Genomic DNA, 24,211 nt, shown 5'->3' with positions numbered 1-24,211 from the left:
AGGCCTCACGCCTTACGAGTTCATCTGCAAAATCTGGAAAACAGAACCAGAGAAATTCAAAAGAAACCCGCTCCAGCAAATACCGGGACTAAACACCTAGGGAATAGATATCTCAAATCGATCTGACCTAAATTCCGGGAACACGCATTGAACGAGCTGGCGCAATTCACCGATGGGACCCAAACCGGCGCAGACGCATATGATGCGGGCGCCGGCGCGCGCCCGACGCCGATGATGGAGCAATATATCGAGATCAAGGCGGCGAACGAGGGGTCGCTCCTGTTCTATCGCATGGGCGATTTCTACGAGCTGTTTTTCGATGATGCGGTGCAGGCATCGAAAGCGCTCGGCATCACACTGACCCGGCGGGGCAAACATCTGGGCGAAGATATCCCTATGTGCGGCGTACCCATTCACGCCGCCGACGATTATTTGCAAACGTTGATCGCCAAGGGCTTTCGCGTCGCCGTTTGCGAGCAGATGGAAGATCCGGCGGAGGCGAAGAAGCGCGGTTCGAAATCGGTGGTGCGCCGCGATGTCGTGCGCCTCGTCACGCCCGGCACCATCACGGAAGAAAAACTTCTCGATCCCTCCGAGGCCAATTTCCTGATGACGCTTGGCCGCGTCAAGGGCGCGGAAGACGGGCGCATGGCGCTCGCCTGGATCGATATCTCCACCGGCGCATTTCGCGTCGTAGAGACGGCGGCGGACAGGCTTCTGGCCGATATCATGCGGGTGGACCCGCGCGAGCTGATCGTTGCCGAGCCGGTGTTTCACGATGCCAGTTTGCGCCCCGTCTTCGACATGATCGGTCGCGCGGTGACGCCGCAGCCGGCGAGCCTGTTCGACAGCGCCATCGCCGAAGCGCGCATCAAGCGCTATTTCGACGTGGCGGCGCTCGACGGGTTCGGCCAGTTCTCGCGCTGCGAGCTTTCGGCGATTTCCGGCGCGATTGCCTATATCGAAAAGACCCAGATCGCGCAGCGCCCTCCGCTGATGCGGCCTGAACGCGAAGAGGAAGGCTCGTCGCTCTTCATCGACCCGGCGACGCGCGCCAATCTGGAACTGGTGCGGACCCTTTCGGGCAGCCGCGACGGAAGCCTGCTCAAGGCCATCGACCGCACGGTGACGGGTGGCGGCGCAAGACTTCTGGCTGAACGGCTGATGTCGCCACTGACCGACGCGCAAGCAATTGCCATGCGCCAGGATGCGGTTTCCTTTTTCCTGAGCGAGCAGCAACTAGCCGAACGCTTGCGCGAGGAGTTGAAAGGTGTGCCGGATATGCCGCGCGCGCTTTCGCGGCTGGCAGTCGGACGCGGCGGCCCGCGTGACCTTGGCGCACTGCAACGCGGGCTCGATGCCGCGCGGGCAATTGCTGCGCTCTTTTCCGGTCGCGCCCTGCCGCGGGAAATCGAGGATGCGTGTGCCGCGTTTGCCCGCCTGCCGGGACATCATGCCGAACATCTCGACCGCGCTCTCGGTGATGAACTGCCGCTTCTGAAGCGCGATGGCGGCTTCGTCCGTGCGGGATATCATCCCGAACTCGATGAGATGCGGGGCTTGCGCGACCAGTCGCGCCGGATCATCGCCGGGCTGCAGGCACAATACACCGATGAGACCGGCATCAAATCGCTGAAGATCAAGCACAACAATGTGCTCGGCTATTTCATCGAGGTGACCGCCAATCACCACGCGATCATGACCGATAGCGACGAGGCGAAGGGCCGCTTCATTCACCGTCAGACCATGGCCAATGCCATGCGCTTCACCACCACGGAGCTTGCAGAACTGGAATCGAAGATCGCCAACGCCGCGGACCGGGCGCTTGCAATCGAGCTTGCGATCTTCGACGAATTGACGAGCGAGGCTGTCGCGCTATCCGATTTTATCCGCGCCGGAGCGGCGGCATTGGCCGTTCTCGACGTTTCCGCCGCGCTGGCATGTCTTGCCGAGGAGCAGGGTTATTGCCGCCCGATGGTCGATGCGAGCCTCGCCTTCAATATCGTCGCCGGTCGTCATCCAGTGGTGGAGCAGGCGTTGCGCCGCCAGGCGGCCAATCCCTTCGTGGCGAATGATTGCGATCTCTCGCCGCAAGACGGTGCGCCGCATGGCGCGATCTGGCTGCTGACCGGCCCTAACATGGGCGGCAAGTCCACCTTCCTGCGCCAGAACGCGCTGATCGCCATTCTCGCGCAGATGGGTTCCTTCGTGCCCGCCGGGGCGGCGCATATCGGCGTGGTGGACCGTCTGTTCAGCCGCGTCGGCGCATCGGACGATCTGGCGCGCGGTCGCTCGACCTTCATGGTCGAAATGGTTGAGACCGCCGCCATTCTCAATCTGGCGGGCGAACGCTCGCTGGTGATTCTTGACGAGATCGGGCGGGGCACCGCTACGTTTGACGGTCTCTCCATCGCCTGGGCGGCGGTTGAGTACCTGCATGAGAAGAACCGTTGCCGCGCGCTTTTCGCCACCCATTTCCACGAGATGACGGCGCTTTCGGAAAAGCTTGCCCGGCTGGCGAATGTCACCATGCGGGTCAAGGAATGGGACGGTGACGTGGTGTTCCTGCACGAGGTCGCGAAAGGCGCCGCTGACCGGTCCTATGGCGTACAGGTCGCCCGCCTCGCAGGTTTGCCGGAGGCGGTGGTCGCCCGGGCGCGCGACGTGCTGCACCAGTTGGAAGCAGGCGAAACATCGGGAAAGGCCGACAAGCTGATCGACGATCTGCCGCTGTTTTCGGTTGAGGTGAAGCGCGAGCAGCCGAAGCAGAAAAGCGGCGACAGCGCGTTATTGCAAGCCGTGCTTGCGCTCAATCCGGATGAGATGACGCCGCGCGAGGCGATGGACGAGCTTTACCGGCTGAAGAAATTGGCGGGGATGATGTAGGGGGAATTATCGGGATTGGGAGATTTACGATCTCACCCCCCTCTGCCCTGCCAGGCATCTCCCCCTCAAGGGGGGAGATTAGGCCTTCATAAGCGCATGGCGCCAATCGCAGACGTTGCAGAATGAATGCCGTCATCTATGTCAGCCAATCTCCCCACCTGAGGGGGAGATGCCCGGCAGGGCAGAGGGGGGTGAGATCGTAGAGTCGCGGCTTACATAAACCGATCAGCCTCCGCGCCATAATACGTAATATACCGCGTCGATATGTGCGAAACCGGCAGGATGATGAATACATCGGTCGTGCCGAAGGCATGATCCACCACCGCGCCGTCGCCGATCATAGCGCCGAGCCGGATGTAGCCCTTGATGAGCGGTGGCATGGAGAATAGCGCCACCTTTGGGTTGATCGCCTCCAGCGGCATCAAATCCATCGGCTGGTAATGCTGCGGCAGGGCGCGCACGTCCCACTCCGCATTGGCGCGGCAATTATGATGGAGGAATGACAGGGCAAGCGCGTGGGCGGCGGGTATCGTGCCCATGAAGGAAGCGCAGCCGAACATCACGTCGATGCGGTACCGGCGGCAATAGGCCCAGATGCCCTGCCACAGCAATTCCATCGTCCGCTTCGAGCGGTATTCCGGCTTGACGCAGGAGCGGCCAAGCTCAAGGAAATTGAGGTCCGGCTTGGCGAGCGTCAGCCGCTCGACATCATATTCGCCGGCGGAATAGAAGCCATGGGCGTCACGCGCCTTCTCGCCGCGCATGAGGCGATAGGTACCGACGATCTGCTTATGCTCCGGCGCCGCGATGGCGGTATCATAGACGAGAAGATGATCGCACGTGGCATCGAACCGGTCCGCGTCACGCTCTTCCAACGCCGCGGCGCTTTCACTCTTCGCGCCGTGGCCATCGAAGAATATCTTGAAACGCAATTCTTGCGCGGCGGTGATTTCCGCCGCCGTCTGGGCAAGCCGGACCTCCAGCGACCCCAGACGTCCTAAAACGCCCGTGCTATCGGGTGCGGTGAAAAGAGCCGGATGTGCTTCGATACTCGACATGCCTGCATCATTAATGATTTGCCGGGAAATTCCAAGCAATGCGCTCATGACGATCTTCTCCCAGTGGGCATATTTCACCTTTTTCCAAAGATAAGGTGAAGCAAAACATGAAAATTCGAATCAGCCGGCTGTATTCACCCAAGTTCCGGTAAAAATTGCGCGAGCCGATCCGGCAGCTGGATCACGGCATAGTGCAAAACTGCTACATCACGATGACAGCAACGTGTCCTGAATATGGCTAGGCGCCTGCTCGCTGCGTAAAATTGATGTGTTTGAACCGCTTACCGGCTGGAAGCCTTGCCGCGGCCGCCAACGAGTTCGTCGAGGATAATCAATCCGGCGCCGACGGTGATGAAGGCATCGGCCAGGTTGAACACGGCGAAGGACCATGTCGCGGTGTGGAAGAGCACATAATCGATCACATAGCCGTGCAGGCTGCGGTCGATCAGGTTCCCCAGCGCCCCGCCGACAATCAGCGCGAAGCCAGCCCTGGCGATGCGCTTTTCCGGCCCGCTCGTCCACCAGAGATAAAGCACGAAGGCGATGACGAGAAGCGTCATGGCGATAAGGCCGGTGTCGCCCAGTGACGACAGCATGGAAAATGCGATGCCATTATTATGTGTGCGGAACAGCGCGAGAAACGGCAGGATATCGATCTGCTGATGATAATCCATGCCCGTTTCAACCAGATATTTGACGATCTGGTCGGCAATCACTGCGAAAACCACCACGAGGAAATAGGGAAGCACGGCTTTCCTGGTCATTTGCCGCCATGCCTTCCATCAAGAATCGGCGTTCCATCAAGAATGGGTCTTTCATCGAGGACGAGCGCCTCGCGCCTGATCTCGAACAGCATGATTCCGGTGGCAATGGCGAGGTTGAGCGAATCGGCGCGCCCTGCCTGGGGGATGCGGGCAAGCTTGTCGCAAGCCGAGGCGAGGCTATCAGGCAGGCCCTGCTGCTCGTTTCCCATCAAAAGGATAACCGGTTTGCCCGCATAGGGGATGCTCCGGTAATCGACCGCGCCCTTCAAATGCGTGCCGACGACGAGGCCGCGAAAGCTTTTCCGCCAATTGAGGAAATCGGCCACGCTCGCCCGATAGAGCGGCATGGCGAAGACGGAGCCCATGGTCGCGCGCACCGTCTCGATGGAGAAAGGGTCCGTGGCATCGCCAATCAGGATCAGGCCCTTAGCGCCTACCGCGTCCGCCGTGCGGATAATGGTGCCCAGATTGCCGGGGTCACGCACCCGATCGAGCGCGACATAGACGTCGTTTCCTTGGGGCTTGAGGTTTGAGAGTGGCTGGTATTTTTGCTCGAAAACGCCGACGACAGCTTGCGGGTTGTCGCGCCTTGTGATGGCGGAAATGACTTTCTCGCTCACCTCCAGCACCAGCCCGCCCTTGGCGACCGTGCGCGCCGCCACCGTTTCGACGAGGCTATTGCCCTTGCCCGCCTTGGCGAAAACCAGCGTGCGGATGCGCCAGCCGAGATCGAGCGCATCGATGACGAGCTTCAGCCCCTCCGCGAGGAAAACACCCTGCTGATCGCGGAATTTCTTCATCGATAGCGCGCGCAGATCCTTGATGATCGGGTTGGTCAGGCTGGTGACTTCTTTCACTTTGCCTGTTTTCGGAAAATCTTCGTGACCCGTCATTCACGCCACCCAGCGGCTGAAAAGCGATGTGGAAAGCGCGCGCCCGGCGGAGCGTTCGCGCAAGATGAGTTCGCCCGATTCCACCTGGCCTCCAAGCCCGGTGAAGGCGTCGCGCATCAGTTCATGAATGGCGAAGAACGAGGCGCGGATCGAATAGGCCGTCAGCACCACGGCAAGCGGCTTGCGGGTAAGGATCGAGCGGCAGAGATCGACCATTTCGGGCAAATTATCGAACAGTTGCCAGACCTCGCCGTTCGGCCCGCGGCCATAGGCGGGCGGGTCGAGCAGGATGATGTCATAGCAGCTGTCGCGGCGCTCTTCGCGTGCGACGAATTTGGTGGCGTCGTCGCAGATCCAGCGGATGGGCTTGGCTGATAGCCCTGCCATTTCCTGGTTCTCCCGCGCCCAGAGAATCGCCTTCTTGGAAGCATCCACATGGGTGACCTCCGCCCCCGCCCGTGCCGCCACCAGCGAGGCGACGCCGGTGTAGCCGAAGAGGTTCAACACACGGACCGGGCGCCCGGCATTGCGGATGAGGCTATCCAGGGTGGACCAGTGCGCTGCCTGCTCGGGAAAGACGCCGACATGGCGGAACGAGGTGAACCGGCCAAGGAAAGGAATGCCGTCATAGGCCATCGGCCATGTCTCGCCCAAGGGTGTACGCGGAAAATGCCAGCGGCCCATGCCCTCCTCGTCGGTATTGCCGGTGAAGACGGCATCGGCCTTCGCCCATTCCGAAGGGTCCCATGCGGGAAGCCAGATCGCCTGCCCCTCCGGCCGTACGATGCGGTACGGCCCATATTGTTCGAGCTTCCGGCCATTGCCGCTGTCGAGCAGCGCGTAGTCCGCCGATGGCTCGGTTTCGAGGATGAGCGGGAGTTTTTCTTCGGGTCGGGGGCCTTCGCGGCGCGTGAGAATGCGCGGGTGCACGGGCTCGGGCGCCGGGCGTGCAGACTTATCCAGCGTGTCTCGCTGTTGCCGCTTGTCTTTTCGCTTCGGTGGTTTCAACCGGGAATGTCCTGTTGGTTTTCATTTAGGGGTCGTCAAGCCACCCTCTGGCTTTCTCAGAGGATCGCAGGATAGCCGCCTCCCCTCTCAGGGAATTCAAGGGGGAAATATCGGCCTAGCGCAAATTGGTCAAATGTGTCGTCGATGACGCGCCTTCGACCGTCCCGACCTGCTGCCTCAGCCTATCCGCTTCCGCCTTATTGACGCGGGCGCTTTTGCGATATTTGCCCTGGCGAGCCCATGTCACCGCGCCCCCTAAAAGGAGCCCGACGATCAGTACCCCAAACAGCCAGACGAACAGCGGCGCCGACCAGGACAGCGCGGGATTGCCCGGATTGAAGGGATCGACGGTCAGCATCACCGTTTCACGGTTGGCGACCGACAGCGCGACGAGCACGATTGCCAGCGGTACGAGAACGATGATGGTGATGAAACGGTTTGTCATGGAAAAACTCTACCGGTCAGCGCTGTTCAGGCGATCGCGCAGTTCCTTGCCCGTCTTGAAAAACGGCACCCATTTTTCCTCCACGCTCACCGCTTCTCCGGTGCGGGGGTTGCGACCGCTGCGCGCGGGGCGGTTCTTCACCGAGAAGGCGCCGAAACCGCGTAGCTCCACGCGGTTTCCATCCGCGAGGGCCTTGCTGATTTCGTCGAACACGGCTCCGACTATATTTTCTACGTCGCGTTGAAAGAGATGCGGATTACGGCTGGCGATGATCTGAACAAGTTCTGACTTGATCATGGCGGTCGACCTCTCCTCGAACGTTACGGTGGCTATCACGCATGATCTTATCCGAAAGATCTGCAACTTTTTCGGCATCACGCTCCGGTATTTCTATTCGCACAGGCCTTGATATTCAACAGCTTATTGGCCTTCCGGCCGGGCGCCCTCCGCCGGCCAGGCTGAAAGGAGGCTTGGAGTGAAAAGGCGCTCGCCCGCCGCCTCGCGCAAGAGCAGGCTGCCGCCATTTTCCGGTACACCCAGAACTTGTATCAAAAGCCTTGCCGCCGATTGCGAAAAGAGGGAGCCGATGATGCCCTTTTGCTGCGGCATCCATTCGACGACGGGCAATGTGCCGCCAGTACCTTTGCCCTTCAGCCAGCCCACGGCTTCATCCTCGCCACCCAGCTGGTCGATGAGCTTCTTGTCCAGCGCCTGGCGCCCGGTGAAGACCGCGCCGTTTGCCAGAGCGAGCGCCTGCTCGTGATCGAACCCGCGGCGTTTTTCAACCAGCCCGACGAACCAGTCGTAGGAATCCATGATCATGTTACGGATCATGGCCTTGGCTTCCTCGGGCGCCGGGCTGAAGAAGTTCGGCTCGGCCTTGAGCGGAGACGACTTGATGGTCTCGATCTTGATACCAAGCTTGGTCAGCAACTGGGAAATATCGGGATACTGGAACAGGACGCCGATGGAGCCGACGATCGAGGTCTGCCTCGCCACGATATGGTCGGCCGCGCTGGCAATCATATAGCCGGCGGAAGCAGCGAGCGTGCCGACTTGGGCAACAACCGGCTTCTTTTCCGCCACCTTGCGCACGGCATTGAAGATGGCCTCGCCGCCGGCGGTGGTGCCGCCCGGCGAATCGACCGAAATAATCAGGCCCTTTACAGCATTGTTATTGGCGATCTTGTCGAGACGATCGAGCAGATCGTCGTCTTCGTGGATCGGGCCCTCAATCTTCACCTTGGCGATGTGCGGCGCATTGCGCCCACCGAGACCGGTGAAATCGGCAAGCAGGCCTATGCCCAGCGCCGCCACCGCCAGCGCGACTATCCGCCAGAAGGTGAGCTTCCGGCGCAGCCTGCGGCGGTCAATGATCGCGTCGGCGGATTGTGTCATGGCCGTATCCGTCTCCGTTGGTCTCGAAAATCACAAGGGATCTGAATTGCACTTTAGGTTCAGCTTTGGTCTTACGGCAAGACTCTGTTATGTTGCATTTGTTATTCCAACCCAAAATAACCATATTGCAGTGTGATCGGGCCCAAGAGTTGGCCCCAAATTGCTCCGTGAATAAGAATTAGGTCAAATGAACGCACAAAAGAACAGCGTGAATTGGGAGGGCAGGCCTTCCATGTTCAAACCAAGTGACACGGCGCAAACAAGCGGCCGCATGAATTTCGGCGCTTCCGAAAAGAACGCCGCGATATTCCATTCCGCGCAGCGTCATTCCGGTCGTGTGCGCGTACTCAAGACGGTGTTGCCCATTGCCGCCATCGCCATTGCCGGTGTCTTCTCCTGGTTCACCTTTTTTTCCACATCATCCGGGCCGGTCAAGGTAGAGGTTGGGGGAACGGGCGCGGAAAGCGGCAAGCTGGTGATGACCAATCCAACACTCGACGGCTTCACCAAAGACAACCGGCCCTATACGATGACGGCTTCGAAGGCCACGCAGGACGTAAGCAAAGAGGGTGTCGTCTCGCTGGAGAACATCGATGCCGAACTTCCTCTCGGCGCTGACCAGCGCGCTACGATAGAGGCGAAATCGGGCGTTTACGATAATGCCAATATGCGTTTGCAACTCGATAAGGATTTTACGGTTACAACGACCGGTGGATTGACGGCAAAGATGAAATCGGCGGACGTCAATATGTCAACCGGGCGCATTACCACCGATCAGCCCGTTGATATCCGGGACGGTAACACGCATATCTCGGCTGACAAGATGCAGATTCGTGAGAATGGCAAGGTGATGGTATTCGAGAACAAGGTAAAACTTGTCATCGATCCGGCGAAAGAGCAGAAGAGCGTCATTTCGACCCCGGATCAGGATGGCTGAGGGCGCCGCCCCGCCAACTCGGATCAAAGGGCAGGATTAACGGGCGGATACCGGCGTAGCCGGTTTGTTTTTAGGGGATATGAGAATGCAGCGCAGATCGACAGCATATGGTGACTTCCGCCCGAAACTGTTCCTCGGAGCGACGATGGCTCTCCTCGGCGCGACGGCGTTTGCGTCAGCCCCGGCGCTTGCCCAGCAACCACAACAGGCGGCTCCCTTCGGAAGCCTTAATCTCTCCAGCAGCAAGGATCCTGTGGCGATCGACGCGGACAAGCTGGAAATACAGGATAAGGAAGGCATGGCCCTCTTTACCGGGAATGTCTCCGTCTCTCAGGGAGATACGCTGCTGAAATCCGGCAAGATGACGGTCTATTTCAACAAGTCGAAGGATAACGGAAGCCAATCAGCCGGAAAGAGTGCTGCGCAAGCACCAGCGGGCGGCCTCGGTGCTGCCGGCATCGATCATCTGGAAGTCAGTGGCAAGGTCTATCTCAAGTCAGGAACGCAGATCGCCACCGGCGACGCCGGCACTTTTGACGCGAAGACGCAGACCATGACGCTAACGGGCAAGAAAGTCGTACTTTCCGACGGCGACAACATCGCCACCGGCTGCAAGCTGATCGCCAATACCGGCACAGGCAAGGCTTTTCTGGAAAGCTGCAAAGGCGAGCCCGGCCGCGTGTCGATCATCCTTACGCCTAAAAGCGCGCAACAGCAGCAGGGTGGCAAAGCCGCCAGTGCGAAACGCAATTAAAGCAGAATGCAATCAGGCACCTCGCTTTAATCATTTATTTTGACCGCATGATCTTTCCGCATAGATCGTGCGGCTGAAGAAGAGAAGTTTAAAGCGGTCTCCCTGATTCCATCAGGACAGGGGACCGCTTTAGTTCGTCAACCAAGCCAGGGCGTACGGTGTCAGTTTTGTCAGTATTTTCGCGTATCAAGACCGAAGGCAATGCCGTTCAGCCGTCCCCGGTTGCCGCCGCCGATTTGTCGGGAGAAGCTCGCGGTGGGGCTGGCGATCTCCAGCGCCTCAAGGGCACACTTGTTGCTCGCGGACTGACGAAGAGTTATCGCGGACGGCAAGTGGTCAACGGTGTTTCCTTCGGTGTACGAGCCGGCGAGGCGGTGGGCATTCTAGGACCCAACGGCGCGGGCAAGACCACCTGTTTCTATATGGTGACCGGTCTTGTGCCCGTGGATAGCGGCTCGATCGAGATCGACGGTTTCGATGTTACAACCATGCCGATGTACCGGCGCTCGCGCCTCGGCATTGGCTATCTACCGCAGGAAGCCTCGATTTTCCGCGGTCTTTCGGTGGAAAACAACATCAAGGCCGTGCTGGAAGTGGTCGAAAAGGACAGGCGGAAGCGTGCCGAAGAACTCGACGCCCTGCTCGAGGAATTCCATATCGCGCATTTGCGCAAGGCGCAGGCGCTTTCACTTTCGGGTGGCGAGCGCCGCCGGCTCGAAATCGCCCGAGCGCTGGCCTCGCGGCCCAATTTCATGCTTCTCGACGAGCCGTTTGCGGGCGTTGATCCCATTGCGGTGTCCGATATCCAGCAATTGGTCCGGCATCTGACGAGCCGCGGTATCGGCGTGCTGATTACGGATCATAACGTGCGGGAAACGCTTGGGCTCATCGACCGGGCTTATATTATCCATGCCGGCCAGGTGCTGACCCATGGACGTCCGGCGGAGATTGTCGAGAATGCGGATGTGCGCCGGTTCTATCTCGGCGATCAGTTCATACTCTGATTGAAACGTCCGCAACATTTCCTGGCGCCGGCCTACGGCTCGAATCATACTTTGGCCGCCTTCCGGCGGCCAGATCTCTACTACGCCCCGCGTTCATCGCGGGGGCTATGCATCCGATAGCCGCAACAAGCGATCAGAACTTGTAAGCAACACCGAAACGGATTTCGTGCGACTTGAATTTGGTTTCGAATCCGCTGTCGAGAAAATCGAAGCTCTCCTTGCCAAGATCCACATAGCGGTATTCCACACGCAGAAGCAGATTGTCGGTGGCCGCGTAATCGACGCCGGCACCAGCCGTCCAGCCGGTCCGGGTCTGCTTCTTCTCGTAAGATACCATTCCCGGGCGCGCAATATCGTGTTCAACCTTGCCGAAGGCGAAACCGCCGGCGAGATAAGGCAGGAAGCGGTCGACCGCATAGCCGGCGCGGCCACGCACCGCCCCTTCCCACCGCATCCTGGCTTCATGGGTAAAGCCCACGGCAGGCACGGAAACGGAGGAGAATGATTCATCTTTCTTGATGCCGGCATAGGCCATGTCGGCTTCCGCACCAAGAATGAAGCCATTCCCGGCATCAAAGTTATAGCCGCCATAGAGACCACCGAGCCAGCCAGACGGCCTCAATTTATGGGAATATATATTGCCGCCATCTTCAAACTCACCTTTGGAGTGGGCCCAACCGTAGCCAGCCTGCGCGCCCAGATAGACCCCCGTCCAGCTAAAAGCCGGGGCAGCCGCTTCCGGCGGCGCCGGTTCCTGCTGCTGGATGGCGTCCGCCGCCTTGACGGCCGTCGCCGCACAGAGCGCGATCGCAGACGCTACTATGAAATACATAATCTTCATGGTGTTTCTCCAGTCTTCCAATGGCTGTTTATTATATCAGCTTGCGCCGTTCCTGTGGCGCGAAGGTCGCGCCCGGAAGTAAGTGTATAGTATGTATTAGTATAAATTCTATTTATTTTATATAAATTGAATCAATATTTTTGAATTACTATTAAAAACAATGGGCTGGAGACCAATATCAATCAATATGCGCCTAAATTATTCGCGTGATCCGCCATATCCGCCACATCAATCTTCACAAAATTCAAGCCCCGCGATGAACGCGGGGCTTTGGATCGAGATGTAAAATGAGATTAGAACTTGTAGGCGACACCGACACGGACTTCGTGCATTTTGAACTTGCTTTCATACTCGTCGCCCATGAAAGTGAAGTCCTTCTTGCCGAGGTCGGTATAGCGGTATTCCAGACGCACAAAGATATTGTCCGTAGCGGCGTAATCGACACCGGCGCCAGCCGTCCAGCCAACCTGGGTTTTATTGAAGCTTTGAGCTACAGCCGCAGGCATGCTTATCGGATCAATGACATAAAAGCTGCGCTCGACCTTGCCGAAGGCGACACCGCCGGCGATATAAGGCAGGAAGCGATCGACAGCGTAACCGACACGAGCCCTCGCCGCGCCGACCCATTTCAACTTGGTGTCACCGCCCGAGGAGTAAGGATTACCGTTCTCATCAACATCGGTGCTACCAAATGATTCCTTAACCCTGGCGTAGTTGAAATCCGCATCGGCGCCGACAACGAAACCATCTCCAGCTTCCCAATTGTAGCCGGCGAAGAGACCGCCGATGAAACCTTTGGAATCTACCGAGCTAACATATTCCTCACCGGGAGACTCGAATTTGGTTTTACCCCATCCGTAGCCGGCCGCCGCACCGATATAGGCGCCGGTCCAGGAGAATGACGGAGGCATATACTCCGGCGTTGGCTCCTCCGAGGGGATCATATCCGCCGCCCTGGCGGCTGACGCCATGCCAAGTATAATTGCGGACGCTGCGACGAATTGCATAATCTTCATGGCGTTTCTCCAGTCATTTGATCGGCCTGTTATATACATCCGGCTTGATTCGTGTCTGTAGCGTCAAAGACACACCCGAAGAAAAGCTTGGAGTATTTATTAGTATATCGTCAGATCATTAAAGCAAAAGTATAAGTACATCATGGCTAACTTATAATTACTATAAGTCTTTATAAATGCACATTAATATTCGATATGAACCCATGGACGAGACGGCAGGACAATGGAAAACAGAGTAAATTGGGTCGATATAGCCAAGGGATTGTGCATCATTTTCGTGGTGATGATGCACTCAACATTAGGTGTGGAAAAACTCACAGGCATCGAAGGCTGGATGCATTACGTCGTTGCCTTCGCAAAACCATTCCGCATGCCTGATTTCTTTTTGCTTTCAGGGCTATTCTTGAGTCGGGTAATCGATCGCCCATGGCGGCGCTATTTCGATCGCAAGATCATTCATTTTCTATACTTTTATATTCTTTGGCTGACGATTCAGTTCGTTTTCAAGGCGCCGGGCATAGCTGCCGATGAAGGAATACGTGGCGTCGCTTCCACTTATCTGATGGCCTTCGTAGAGCCGTTCGGCACACTCTGGTTCATCTACATCCTACCGGTGTTCTTCCTGGTCACGCGATTCGTGAGACGCGTACCGGTCTGGCCGGTCTTTCTAGCGCTGGCGCTGCTCGAGTGCCTGCCCATCCATACGGGCTTTGTCATGATCGACGAGTTCTGCGGACGATTCGTTTATTTCTATGCGGGCTATGCGTTCGCTCCGGCCATTTTCCGCGCTGCCAACTGGCTACGTCAGCGCCCGCTCGCCGGATGTGCGGGGCTTGGCCTCTGGGCTATTGCCGAATATTCGCTGGTGTTCACACCCGCGCCTACGGCGCTCCGCGCGATTCTTACACCAGAAGCCTTCATGGCCGGTGGCCTTGGCGGTTGGAGCGAATTGCCGCTCGTCTCGCTCCTGCTGGGCCTCGCCGGTGCATTCGCCATCGTGGCGATATCCGCGCTTCTCTCCCGTCTGGCAGAGGGCAATCCCCTGCACCGGGCGCTGAGCTGGCTCGGCGCCCATTCGATCGTCGTCTACCTCGCCTTCTTCCTGCCGATGGCAGTGGCGCGCACCGTGCTTCTCAAAAGCGGTGTCATCACCGATATCGGCACGATTTCGCTTCTGACGACGGTCTCGGGCGTCATCGGGCCGGTGTTTCTCTATTGGGCGGTGCAGTGGACCGGCTACGGCCACTTCCTGTTCCGGCGTCCGGCGTGGGCAAGCATTGACCGGGCGCAGACAACGAAAACTGCGGCTTTTGCGGCAGAGTGAGCGGTGAGCGGTGAGCGGTGAGCGGTAAAAAAACTGGCCACTCACTATCCACCACTATTCATTTTTCACTGCTCGCGGCTTGCCGCTCACTGCTCACTAACTTCTAACTATGAGCAAAAATGTCCTGCTCGTCCCAGCCCATCAGGTCGAGCTTTGCGCGGGTCGGCAGGAAGCGGAAGCAGGCTTCGGCTTCTTTTTCCCGTCCGTCACGCGTGAGCCGCGTCTCCAGTACATTCTTCAGGCGATGCAGGTAAAGCACGTCCGACGCGGCATATTCCAGTTGCGCGGGGGAAAGCACTTCCGCTGCCCAGTCTGAGGATTGCTGCTGCTTGGATATCGTCACATCGAGCAGTTCGCTGCAAAGCTCTTTCAGTCCATGGCGATCCGTATAGGTACGGGTGAGCCGCGAGGCGATCTTGGTGCAAAAGACCGGTTGCGGCATGATGCCGAAAGTATGCGCAAGAACCGCCAGATCGAAGCGGCCGTAATGAAAGATCTTGGTAACCGACCGATCCTTGAGAAGGCGCACGAGATTGGGCGCCTTCTTCTGTCCGGCGTCGATTTGGATCACATCGGCGGTGCCGTCGCCCGGCGATATCTGCACAAGGCAGAGCCGGTCGCGATGGGGCTTTAACCCAAGCGTCTCGGTATCGATGGCGACGGCATCGACCTGATAATTGACAAGATCAGGAAGGTCGTTTTTGTGAAAGCGAATGCTCATAAGGCGGCCTCGTTATTTCTTCGCGAGCGCTGCAAGGATGCGCGCCCAGGAGCGCTGGCCCTTGTGGAAGGATTGCAGCTCGTATTTCTCATTGGGCGAGTGGATGCGGTCATCCTCAAGCGCGAAGCCGACGAGCAGCGAGGCCATGCCCAGCATCGTTTGAAAATCGCCGACGATGGGAATTGATCCCCCGCCTGCAATGAGGACGGTCTGCTTCGACCATTCATCCGAAAGCGCATCCTTGGCCTTGGTGATGATGGGAAGATCATAGGGAAGCTGGATCGCCGGCGAACCGCCATGCGCATGGAACTCAACAGTGCAGTCGGCGGGAACCCGCGCATTGACGAAGTCGCGGAACGCCGCCCGAACTTTCGCCGGGTCCTGCTTATGAACGAGGCGGAATGAAACCTTCGCTGAAGCTTCCGCCGCGATCACGGTTTTGAAACCTTCGCCGGTATAGCCGCCGGTGATGCCGTTCACCTCCGCCGTGGGCCGCGCCCAAGTCAATTCCAGCACGCTGCGGCCCTTCTCGCCCGAGGGAATGGAAAGGCCGATCTTGCCAAGGAAATTTTCGGCCGTGCGGCCCAGGCCTTCCCAGGTCTGTAGAATCTGTGTCGGCGTCTCCTCCACGCCGTCATAAAAGCCCGGCAGGGTGACGCGTCCGGTTTCGTCATGCAAATCGGCAAGAATCCGCGAGAGGATGCGGATCGGGTTTGCCGCCGCGCCGCCGAAGAAGCCCGAGTGCAGATCGCGGTTGGCGGCCTTGACGGTGATTTCCTCGGCCACCATGCCGCGCAGGCCCACGGTAATTGCAGGCGTCTCGCGGTCCCACATGCTGGTGTCGCAGACCAGCGCGAAATCCGCCTTCAACTCGTCGGCATGGGTTTCGAGGAAAGGCTTGAGCGACGGCGAGCCGGATTCCTCTTCGCCTTCGAACAGGATAGTGATGCGGCAGGGAAGATTACCATGCACGGCCTTATAGGCGCGGCAGGCCTCGACGAAGGTCATCAGCTGCCCCTTATCGTCGGATGAGCCGCGCCCGGTGATGATCTTGCGGCCTTCGCCCATATCCTTGATTGCGGGGGCGAACGGATCGTTCTCCCAAAGGTTCAGCGGATCGACCGGCTGCACGTCGTAGTGTCCATAGAAAAGGACATGGGGTGCGCTCTGTTCCGCGCCGTCATGATGGGCGACGACCATCGGATGCCCGGGGGTATCGCGCACGCTCGCGTCAAACCCGATGGACTTCAAATCCTCCACCAGCCACTCCGCCGCCTTGCGGCAATCGGCCTTGTAGGCCGGATCGGTCGAAATCGATTTGATCTTCAGAAGCTCGAACAGCCTTTCGAGGCTTTTATCGAGATTGGCGTCGAGATGGGAAAGGACGGGTTCGAGCGTGGACATTGCGACTTACCTGATTTCGATTCGCGAAAGAGGCCCGCACACTAATTGATTTTGCAGGATTGTGCATACAAAGAAGCTTGAGAAACTGGATTGAACGGCAGGCCCAAAAAAGATTTGACCGCTGCGATGAGGGGGGTATCGCAGCGGTCAGATCATTATATTAGCGGCAGCCCGGAGAGGGGGGATGAGGCTGCCGCCAAATCCGGGGTCCGGCGGGGGACGGGCCGGAAATCCGGATATCGACATGGCGTCGACGGCGCTAGATTTGGCGGAAAAACATGGCGATTCAAGGGCACGGAACGTTACATGTTTGTAACAAACTCGTGAGAATCGTGAGGTGAGTGAGAGGCTTCGCGGCCATCGTCACGCGGAAACATAACTGTCCACGCGACCTTCCCCAGTCGCATGATCTTATCCAAAAGCGCGCCAACTTTTTTGGATCATGCTTGATCTCCTGACAGAGATTTCGTTCCATTTCCCGCCGGTTTGTTTTAAATCTCCTTCATGAAAAACGGCGATCATCTCTTTCTCATTGACGGCTCGGGCTACATCTTCCGCGCCTATCACGCTCTCCCCCCGCTCACCCGCAAGAGCGACGGCCTGCCCGTCGGCGCGGTTTCGGGCTTCTGCAACATGCTGTGGAAGCTTTTGAAGGACGCGCGCAATACGGATGTCGGGATTGTGCCGACCCATTTCGCCGTCATCTTCGACTATTCCTCGAAGACGTTCCGCAACACGCTCTATTCCGAATACAAGGCCAACCGCACCGCGCCGCCGGAAGATCTAATCCCGCAGTTCGGGCTCATCCGCCAGGCGACGCGGGCGTTCAATTTGCCCTGCATCGAGAAGGAAGGCTTCGAGGCCGATGACCTCATCGCCACCTATGCGCGGCTCGCCGTGGAAGCGGGCGGCGACGTCACCATCGTCTCGTCCGACAAGGATCTGATGCAGCTCGTCAATCACAAGGTGCAGATGTATGACGGGATGAAGGACAAGCAGATCTCGATCCCGGAAGTGATCGAGAAATGGGGCGTCCCGCCGGAAAAGATGATCGATCTGCAGTCGCTCACCGGCGATTCGACCGACAATATTCCCGGCATTCCCGGCATCGGGCCGAAGACGGCGGCGCAGTTGCTTGGCGAGTATGGCAACCTCGATACGCTTCTTGCCCGCGCTTCCGAAATCAAACAGCAAAAGCGGCGCGAGAACATCATTACGTTTGCCGAGCAGGCGCGGCTGTCGCGGGAGTTGGTGACGCTCAAGAACGATGTGCCCATCGACGTCGAGCTGGATGAACTGGTGCTCGACCCGCAGGACGGGCCGAAGCTGATCGGCTTTCTGAAGGCGATGGAGTTCACCTCGCTCACCCGCCGTGTCGCCGAGACGACGGGAACCGACGCCGCCGAAATCGAGCCGGTGCCGGTGGAGACGCAGTGGGGCGCCGCGGCCCATGGGCCCGACATGGAAGTGAGCGTGACGGTGGCTGTCGGCGTGGAAGTGGAGGTGACGGATGTTTCCCCCTCCTTGCCGGCAGGGAGCGGCGGAGGGGTAACGCCCGCCGAGCTTGCCAAGTCCCGCGCCAACGCGGCGATTGCCGAAAAGATCGACACGACGACCTATGTCTGCATCCGCGATCTTGCCACGTTGCAACAATGGATTGATGAGGCGACGGAGAACGGCATCGTCGCGTTCGACACCGAGACCAATTCGCTCCTGCCGATGCAGGCCGAGCTGATCGGCCTTTCGCTGGCGCTGGCACCGGGCCGGGCGGCCTATGTGCCGCTGTCGCATAAATCCGGCGCGGGCGATCTGTTGGGCGGCGGGATGCTGGAAGGGCAGATCCCGCTCGATCAGGCGCTGGCGGCGCTGAAGCCGATGCTGGAGGACCGCTCGGTTCTCAAGATCGCCCAGAACATGAAGTTCGACTGGCTCATCATGCACCGCCATGGCATCGACATCGCGCCTTTCGACGATACGATGCTGATCTCCTACGCGCTCGATGCCGGGCCCGGCGGCCATGGCATGGACAGCCTGTCGGAGCGCTGGCTCGGCCACAAGACGATCCAATATAAAGACGTGACGGGCAACGGTCGCTCCTCCGTCACATTCGACATGGTCGATCTGGAACGCGCCACCGCCTATGCGGGCGAGGATGCCGATGTGACGCTGCGGCTCTGGCGCGCGCTGAAACCGCGCCTTGCGGCGGAAGGCATGGCCACCGTCTACGAGCGGCTGGAGCGCCCGCTGGTCGAGGTGCTGGCGCGCATGGAGGCGCGCGGCATTTCCATCGACCGGCAGATCTTGTCGCGCCTTTCCGGCGACCTGGCGCAATCGGCGGCGGCGATAGAAGACGAGATCTACAAGCTCGCCGGCGAGCGCTTCAACATCGGCTCGCCGAAACAGCTTGGCGACATATTGTTCGGCAGGATGGGGTTTCCCGGCGGCTCCAAGACCAAGACCGGCCAATGGTCCACTTCGGCGCAGGTGCTGGAGGATCTGGCCGCGGCCGGTCACGAACTGCCGCGCAAGATCGTCGATTGGCGCCAGCTCACCAAGCTCAAATCCACCTATACGGATGCGCTGCCGGGTTTCATCCACGCTGAGACCAAGCGGGTCCATACCTGCTATGCGATGGCCGCCACCTCCACGGGCAGGCTGTCGTCGTCCGATCCCAACCTGCAGAATATTCCGATCCGCACGACGGAGGGCCGCAAGATCAGGACGGCATTCATCGCCGCGCCTGGTCACAAGCTCATCTCCGCCGATTACAGCCAGATCGAGCTGCGCGTGCTGGCGCATGTCGCAGACATTCCGCAATTGAAGCAGGCTTTCGCAGAGGATATGGACATCCATGCCATGACGGCGTCGGAAATGTTCGGCGTGCCGGTCGAGGGTATGCCATCCGAGGTGCGCCGGCGCGCCAAGGCGATCAATTTCGGCATCATCTACGGCATCTCCGCCTTCGGTTTGGCAAACCAGCTCTCCATTCCGCGCGAGGAAGCCGGGCAATATATCCGCACCTATTTCGAGCGCTTCCCCGGCATTCGCGATTACATGGAGGCGACCAAGGCGTTTGCGCGCGCGAATGGCTATGTGGAGACGATCTTCGGGCGGCGCGCGCATTATCCGGAAATCCGCTCATCCAACCCGCAGATGCGCGCCTTCAACGAGCGCGCGGCGATCAACGCGCCTATCCAGGGCTCGGCGGCGGATATCATCCGCCATGCCATGATCCGCATGGATGATGCGCTCGCGGCGGCGAAGCTTTCCGCGCGGATGCTGTTGCAGGTCCATGACGAACTGGTATTCGAGGCACCGGACAAAGAGGTGGAGGAAACCATCACGATCGTCCGCCACATCATGGAAAATGCAGCCATGCCCGCCGTCTCGCTTTCAGTGCCGTTGCGGGTGGACGCCCGTGCGGCGCAGAACTGGGACGAGGCGCATTGAAGGCAGTTATTATTATCTTTGATGGAGCGCCAGATACCCCCCTCTGCCCTGCCGGGCATCTCCCCCTCAAGGGGGGAGATTGGCCGATACGGCGCGCACCACTTGGTTTTTCGACCTCCGCGACTGATGCCAAGCATTGATAAAGGCTAATCTCCCCCTTTGAGGGGGAGATGCCCGGCAGGGCAGAGGGGGGTGTGTCAAAGCGCGAATACTTCCGCTTATTGACGGAAAAGACCTAACCCGCTAAAGACCACCCAAACGTAATTTATCCCGCACCGCCCGCCGCTTCAAAAACCGCATGGGTCCGCAAGGATCGAGGCAGCGGCGGCCGTGCCAGCGAAAGTCATCCATGTCCCTGCCTTCTTCCATCGCTCCGGCGCTGTCCGGCGCTCTTGCCGCTCGTGGCTATACGGCGCTCACTTCCGTCCAGACCGCCGTACTGGCGCCCGAAGCCGAAGGGGCCGACCTGCTGGTTTCGGCGCAGACCGGCTCCGGCAAGACGGTCGCCTTCGGCATCGCCATCGCCCCTACCCTGCTTGACGATGCCGGGCGTTTCGATGCGCCGGGCGCGCCGCTGGCGCTGATCATCGCGCCGACGCGCGAACTCGCCTTGCAAGTCAGCCGTGAGCTGGAATGGCTCTATGCGGAAGCCGGCGGGCGGATCGCCACTTGCGTCGGCGGCATGGATATCCGCACCGAGCGCCGGGCGCTGGAGCGGGGCGCGCATATCGTCGTCGGCACGCCGGGACGCCTGCGCGACCATATCACCCGTAATGCGCTGGATATGTCGAGCTTGCGGGCCGTGGTTCTCGATGAGGCCGACGAGATGCTCGATCTCGGCTTCCGCGAGGATCTCGAATTCATCCTGGGCGAAGCGCCGGATGATCGCCGCACGCTGCTCTTCTCCGCCACGGTGCCAAAACCCATCGCCCTGCTCGCCAAGCGTTTTCAGCGCGATGCCTTGCGCATTTCCGCAGCGAATGAAAAAGAGCAGCATGGCGATATCAGCTATCAGGCCATGGTCGTCCAGCCGCGTGAGCGCGAGAACGCCATCATCAACACGCTCCTGCTGTTCGATGCGCAGAACACCATCATCTTCTGCTCGACGCGCGAGGCGGTGAAGCACCTGACCAGCCGCTTGTCCAATCGCGGCTTCGCCGTCGTGTCGCTTTCGGGCGAGCTCAGCCAGGCGGAGCGCACCAACGCGCTGCAATCGATGCGCGACGGACGCGCGCGCGTCTGCGTGGCGACCGACGTTGCCGCGCGTGGCATTGACCTCCCCAATCTCGATCTTGTCATCCACGCCGATCTGCCGACCAACCCGGAAACGCTGCTCCATCGCAGCGGGCGCACGGGCCGCGCCGGGCGCAAGGGAACCTGCGTTCTGGTGGTGCCCTATTCGCGCCGCCGCGGCGCGGAGCGACTGTTGCAGATGGCGAAGCTGGACGCAGCAACCGTCAGCGCGCCCGGCATTGCCGCCATCCAGAAGAAGAACCGCGAGCGCATCCTGCACGATCCGGTGCTGTCGGAAGCGGTCGGCGAGGATGAGCTGGACCTGATCAAGGAACTGCAAGCGCTGTACACCCCTGAACAGATCGCCGCCGCTTATTTGCGCCGCGAGCTTGCCGCGCGTCCGGCCCCGGAAGAGCTTTCCGAAGCGCCCGTCCGCCCGCTCGATGGCGGTCGCAAGGATGGCGAGCGGGGCGAACGCACCTGGACGGAGCGCCCGGAACGGGGCAATCGCGAGGGACGGTTCGAGAAATTCGAGGGCGGCGGCGCCTGGTTCTCGCTCTCGCTCGGCCGCAAGCACCGCGCTGATCCGCGCTGGCTCTTGCCGATGATCTGCAAGGCCGGCGATGTGACGAAGAGCGATGTCGGCTCGATCCGCATTATGGAAACGGAGACGCGTTTCGAGATCACCGCGTCGAAGGCCGATGAATATCTCGCCAATGTCCGCGAGCGCGGCAGCGGCGAAAAGGGCGTGACGATCCGTCCTGTGGCGGATGGCGGTTCGTCTGGAGCACCCGCCCCACGTCCGCAGAAGGCTTATTCCCAGGACAGGTCCGAGCCGAAGGCGCAAGCCTGGAAGAAAAAGGATAACGCCGGCAAGCCCTATCGCAGCGACAAGCCGGTAAAGGCGAAGAAGCCGCGTTAAGGCGGCGATTCCTGATAACGGTATCGCGAGGTATACCTTTTGCCGTGGCGGCCGGGCTCGCGTCTCCTTCCCCCTTGCGGGGAAGGTGCCCGCGGGAGCGGGCGGATGGGGGTGGTGACGTTTGCGCTCCCGACGATGACCTTGACGCTGCCTCTGCCACCCCCACCCGACCCTTCGGGCCACCCTCCCCGCAAGGGGGAGGGAGGGCGCGAGCCGGCCCACGCAAGGGAGAGAGCACACCGTCCCACTGGGGTTTCTATTTGCGATACTTTAGAACGACCAAATATTCGGCCACTTCAACAGCCGGCTCCAGTTAATTCAATTTTTAAGAACTTCGTGGAAACTGCAATCCAAAGGGGAAATTCTGCCGCGCGGGGAAACGCGGTGGGATTTAAAGCGGGGATTGTGGGGCGATGTTCTTCAAGGCATCCAATAAATTCAGGCTGCGCGAGTTGGAGCGCGCCTATCTCATTTCAGGTCTGGGCCTCGGCGCGCTTCTTGCTGCTTCCGGCTTTCTTATCGATACGCGCTTTCGGCTGTTGATGGGGCTTGCCGGCGATGCTTTGGCGACCTTCACCGGCACGATCATGCATTTTTTAATGCTGTTCCTGCCATTTATCCTGGGCGGCCTGTTTCGCCGGTTCGGCCATAGCCAGCAGCGTTATCTCGATCAGATGCGCCGCTTCGAGCAGGCGGAGGAATTGACGCGCCGCCAAGCGCACAGCGATATGCTGACCGGGCTCTTCAACCGCACCTATCTGGCAAAAGCGATGGAGGAAGGGCTTTCGACCGGGCAATGGGAAACACGCCGGGCGCACGCCTATCTGCTTGATCTCGATGATTTCAAGCACATCAACGATACGATGGGCCATATGGCGGGCGACCATGTGCTCATCTCCGTTGCCGGCAGGCTGAAGCAGACGGCCGTGGATGGCGATGTGGTGGTGCGGCTGGGCGGCGATGAGTTTTTCATCGTCCATTTTCTTGGGTCGAGCGAACAGGACGCGAGCAACTTCGCCGACCGCCTGATCACGGCAGTGACGCAGCCCATCCCCTTCGGCGACGCAGAAATAATCCCCAATACCAGCATCGGCATCGCAAGAATCGGCCATGACGGCAAGTCGCGCTCCGATATCTTGCGCTGCGCCGATCTGGCGCTCTACGAGGCGAAGGGAGAGCCCGTCAGCGCCTATCGCTTCTATAGCGCCGAATTGCAGTTCATCCGCGATCATCAGGCCGCACTTGAAACGGAAATGCGGCTGGGCATCATGCGCGGCGAATTCGAGGTCTATTACCAGCCGATCTATTCGGTCTCGACGGGACGTTTGCGCAGTTTCGAAGCGCTTCTGCGCTGGAAACATCCGGAGCGCGGCATGATCTCGCCGGTGGAGTTCATCCCCATCGCCGAGCGCTCTGGCATGATTATCCCGATCGGCCAGCAAGTGCTGCGCGACGCCTGCCGCGCCGCCGCTACATGGCCCTCGCCTGTCGGCGTTTCGGTCAATCTCTCCGTGGTCCAGTTCAAGGATTGCGGGCTTGTGGGCAAGATCGAAGAGGCGTTGCGCGAGAGTGGGCTTTCGCCCGACCGTCTCGACCTCGAAATCACTGAAAGCCTGCTGCTTGAGCCTTCGCCGCGCGTCATCAGCGCCATCGAGCGGGTGCGCGAACTGGGCATTCATCTCACCATGGATGATTTCGGAACCGGCTTCTCCAGCCTCAACAACCTGCGCCGCTTCCGCTTCGACCGGCTGAAGATCGACCGCTCGTTCACCCGCGATCTCGAAAAGAGTGACAGCGCCGAAATCATCAAATCGATGATCAGCCTGTCGAAGGCGCTGCAGATGGAGGCGACCCTCGAAGGCGTGGAAAACGAGACGCAGCTCGCCTTTGCCCGCAATGAAGGCGCGACCGAGGTGCAGGGTTTTTACTATGCCAAGCCGATGACGGTGGAAGACGTCGCGGTTCTTCTGCGCGAGCATGACGGTGCGGTGGCCGCGTAGGCTGCCCCTCACCCTTACCCTCTCCCCGTAAAAACGGGGAGAGGGGGACACCAGCGTTTCCACCTCTTCCTTGTTCCCCGCCTGCGGGGAGAAGGTGCCGACAGGCGGATGAGGGGCATGGCTCGACTGTTCAATTGAGCAACCCTCCCTTCA

The 24,211-nt window shown here is 59.6% G+C and carries 18 protein-coding genes and 2 pseudogenes; 9 read left to right on the top strand and 11 right to left on the bottom strand.

Annotation, left to right across the window (positions count from 1 at the left end; translation table 11 throughout):
* Nucleotides 1-100 (top strand): annotated as a pseudogene (locus C7477_RS19145) (IS481 family transposase); the annotation flags it as partial.
* A 131-nt stretch (nt 101-231) separates the two neighbouring features.
* Complete coding sequence (mutS, locus tag C7477_RS05415; protein ID WP_110749844.1) at nt 232-2,886, top strand: DNA mismatch repair protein MutS; 2,655 nt, start codon at nt 232-234, stop codon at nt 2,884-2,886.
* Between the two features lie 212 nt (nt 2,887-3,098).
* Here mutS and olsB read toward each other — a convergent pair whose 3' ends face one another.
* The 7 genes from olsB to sppA form a co-directional block, all read right to left on the bottom strand.
* Nucleotides 3,099-3,992, bottom strand: coding sequence for a l-ornithine N(alpha)-acyltransferase (olsB, locus tag C7477_RS05405; RefSeq protein WP_181418351.1), 894 nt, complete (start codon nt 3,990-3,992; stop codon nt 3,099-3,101).
* A 233-nt stretch (nt 3,993-4,225) separates the two neighbouring features.
* The gene (gene lspA, locus C7477_RS05400) at nt 4,226-4,708 is read right to left on the bottom strand and encodes a signal peptidase II (protein WP_110749774.1); all 483 of its coding nucleotides are present in this window, start codon (nt 4,706-4,708) and stop codon (nt 4,226-4,228) included.
* Nucleotides 4,705-5,601 carry a TrmH family RNA methyltransferase gene (locus C7477_RS05395; protein WP_110749772.1) on the bottom strand — a complete coding sequence of 299 codons (897 nt, stop codon included), beginning with the start codon at nt 5,599-5,601 and terminating at the stop codon, nt 4,705-4,707. Before C7477_RS05395 ends, lspA begins: the two co-directional genes overlap by 4 nt.
* A complete protein-coding gene (locus tag C7477_RS05390; protein WP_110749770.1) occupies nt 5,602-6,609 on the bottom strand; it encodes an RsmD family RNA methyltransferase in 1,008 nt (335 codons plus the stop codon).
* Between the two features lie 115 nt (nt 6,610-6,724).
* Nucleotides 6,725-7,054, bottom strand: a complete 330-nt coding sequence (locus C7477_RS05385; protein ID WP_110749768.1) for a LapA family protein — start codon at nt 7,052-7,054, stop codon at nt 6,725-6,727.
* Nucleotides 7,055-7,063: 9 nt separating this feature from the next.
* Nucleotides 7,064-7,351, bottom strand: coding sequence for an integration host factor subunit beta (locus tag C7477_RS05380; RefSeq protein WP_110749766.1), 288 nt, complete (start codon nt 7,349-7,351; stop codon nt 7,064-7,066).
* A 123-nt stretch (nt 7,352-7,474) separates the two neighbouring features.
* Entirely contained in the window at nt 7,475-8,452 is a 978-nt protein-coding gene (gene sppA / locus C7477_RS05375; RefSeq protein ID WP_110749764.1) for a signal peptide peptidase SppA, read from the bottom strand.
* A gap of 232 nt (nt 8,453-8,684) precedes the next feature.
* Here sppA and lptC point away from each other — a divergent pair, with 232 nt between their 5' ends.
* The 3 genes and pseudogenes from lptC to lptB all read left to right on the top strand — a co-directional run.
* Nucleotides 8,685-9,389: an LPS export ABC transporter periplasmic protein LptC gene (gene lptC / locus C7477_RS05370; RefSeq protein ID WP_245411726.1), complete on the top strand. Its 705-nt coding sequence runs from the start codon at nt 8,685-8,687 to the stop codon at nt 9,387-9,389.
* A 79-nt stretch (nt 9,390-9,468) separates the two neighbouring features.
* Nucleotides 9,469-10,143: an LptA/OstA family protein gene (locus C7477_RS05365; protein WP_425373518.1), complete on the top strand. Its 675-nt coding sequence runs from the start codon at nt 9,469-9,471 to the stop codon at nt 10,141-10,143.
* Between the two features lie 272 nt (nt 10,144-10,415).
* Nucleotides 10,416-11,147, top strand: a pseudogene (lptB, locus tag C7477_RS05360) (LPS export ABC transporter ATP-binding protein); the annotation flags it as partial.
* Nucleotides 11,148-11,280: 133 nt separating this feature from the next.
* Here lptB and C7477_RS05355 read toward each other — a convergent pair.
* On the bottom strand, nt 11,281-11,988 hold the full coding sequence (locus C7477_RS05355; RefSeq protein ID WP_110749762.1) for an outer membrane protein: 708 nt from the start codon (nt 11,986-11,988) through the stop codon (nt 11,281-11,283).
* A gap of 293 nt (nt 11,989-12,281) precedes the next feature.
* A complete protein-coding gene (locus tag C7477_RS05350; RefSeq protein ID WP_110749759.1) occupies nt 12,282-13,004 on the bottom strand; it encodes an outer membrane protein in 723 nt (240 codons plus the stop codon).
* Nucleotides 13,005-13,227: 223 nt separating this feature from the next.
* Here C7477_RS05350 and C7477_RS05345 point away from each other — a divergent pair, with 223 nt between their 5' ends.
* Complete coding sequence (locus C7477_RS05345; RefSeq protein WP_110749757.1) at nt 13,228-14,328, top strand: acyltransferase family protein; 1,101 nt, start codon at nt 13,228-13,230, stop codon at nt 14,326-14,328.
* 103 nt (nt 14,329-14,431) lie between these two features.
* Here the strand turns inward: C7477_RS05345 and C7477_RS05340 are convergent, their stop codons facing one another.
* On the bottom strand, nt 14,432-15,049 hold the full coding sequence (locus tag C7477_RS05340) for a ribonuclease D (protein ID WP_110749755.1): 618 nt from the start codon (nt 15,047-15,049) through the stop codon (nt 14,432-14,434).
* A 12-nt stretch (nt 15,050-15,061) separates the two neighbouring features.
* The gene (locus C7477_RS05335; protein ID WP_110749753.1) at nt 15,062-16,453 is read right to left on the bottom strand and encodes a dipeptidase; all 1,392 of its coding nucleotides are present in this window, start codon (nt 16,451-16,453) and stop codon (nt 15,062-15,064) included.
* A gap of 504 nt (nt 16,454-16,957) precedes the next feature.
* Between C7477_RS05335 and polA the strand changes: the two genes are divergently transcribed.
* From polA to C7477_RS05315, 3 genes are all read left to right on the top strand, one after another.
* Nucleotides 16,958-19,903, top strand: a complete 2,946-nt coding sequence (gene polA, locus C7477_RS05330) for a DNA polymerase I (protein ID WP_110749751.1) — start codon at nt 16,958-16,960, stop codon at nt 19,901-19,903.
* 349 nt (nt 19,904-20,252) lie between these two features.
* Nucleotides 20,253-22,058, top strand: coding sequence for a DEAD/DEAH box helicase (locus C7477_RS05320; RefSeq protein ID WP_110749749.1), 1,806 nt, complete (start codon nt 20,253-20,255; stop codon nt 22,056-22,058).
* 413 nt (nt 22,059-22,471) lie between these two features.
* The gene (locus C7477_RS05315; RefSeq protein WP_110749746.1) at nt 22,472-24,058 is read left to right on the top strand and encodes a putative bifunctional diguanylate cyclase/phosphodiesterase; all 1,587 of its coding nucleotides are present in this window, start codon (nt 22,472-22,474) and stop codon (nt 24,056-24,058) included.
* The last annotated feature ends 153 nt before the right edge of the window (nt 24,059-24,211 follow it).

The sequence above is a fragment of the Paramesorhizobium leguminum genome (genome assembly GCF_003217235.1).
Lineage (GTDB): Bacteria > Pseudomonadota > Alphaproteobacteria > Rhizobiales > Rhizobiaceae > Paramesorhizobium > Paramesorhizobium leguminum.
The sequence above is the reverse complement of the archived record's forward strand: the minus strand, read 5'-3'. Positions and strand labels throughout refer to the sequence as shown.

Coding starts and splice junctions, on each gene's coding strand:
- mutS (WP_110749844.1), top strand. CDS start 232: ATGATGGAGCAATATATCGAGATCAAGGCGGCGAACGAGGGGTCGCTC.
- olsB (WP_181418351.1), bottom strand. CDS start 3,992: ATGAGCGCATTGCTTGGAATTTCCCGGCAAATCATTAATGATGCAGGC.
- lspA (WP_110749774.1), bottom strand. CDS start 4,708: ATGACCAGGAAAGCCGTGCTTCCCTATTTCCTCGTGGTGGTTTTCGCA.
- C7477_RS05395 (WP_110749772.1), bottom strand. CDS start 5,601: ATGACGGGTCACGAAGATTTTCCGAAAACAGGCAAAGTGAAAGAAGTC.
- C7477_RS05385 (WP_110749768.1), bottom strand. CDS start 7,054: ATGACAAACCGTTTCATCACCATCATCGTTCTCGTACCGCTGGCAATC.
- C7477_RS05380 (WP_110749766.1), bottom strand. CDS start 7,351: ATGATCAAGTCAGAACTTGTTCAGATCATCGCCAGCCGTAATCCGCAT.
- sppA (WP_110749764.1), bottom strand. CDS start 8,452: ATGACACAATCCGCCGACGCGATCATTGACCGCCGCAGGCTGCGCCGG.
- lptC (WP_245411726.1), top strand. CDS start 8,685: ATGTTCAAACCAAGTGACACGGCGCAAACAAGCGGCCGCATGAATTTC.
- C7477_RS05365 (WP_425373518.1), top strand. CDS start 9,469: ATGAGAATGCAGCGCAGATCGACAGCATATGGTGACTTCCGCCCGAAA.
- C7477_RS05355 (WP_110749762.1), bottom strand. CDS start 11,988: ATGAAGATTATGTATTTCATAGTAGCGTCTGCGATCGCGCTCTGTGCG.
- C7477_RS05350 (WP_110749759.1), bottom strand. CDS start 13,004: ATGAAGATTATGCAATTCGTCGCAGCGTCCGCAATTATACTTGGCATG.
- C7477_RS05345 (WP_110749757.1), top strand. CDS start 13,228: ATGGAAAACAGAGTAAATTGGGTCGATATAGCCAAGGGATTGTGCATC.
- C7477_RS05340 (WP_110749755.1), bottom strand. CDS start 15,049: ATGAGCATTCGCTTTCACAAAAACGACCTTCCTGATCTTGTCAATTAT.
- C7477_RS05335 (WP_110749753.1), bottom strand. CDS start 16,453: ATGTCCACGCTCGAACCCGTCCTTTCCCATCTCGACGCCAATCTCGAT.
- polA (WP_110749751.1), top strand. CDS start 16,958: ATGAAAAACGGCGATCATCTCTTTCTCATTGACGGCTCGGGCTACATC.
- C7477_RS05320 (WP_110749749.1), top strand. CDS start 20,253: ATGTCCCTGCCTTCTTCCATCGCTCCGGCGCTGTCCGGCGCTCTTGCC.
- C7477_RS05315 (WP_110749746.1), top strand. CDS start 22,472: ATGTTCTTCAAGGCATCCAATAAATTCAGGCTGCGCGAGTTGGAGCGC.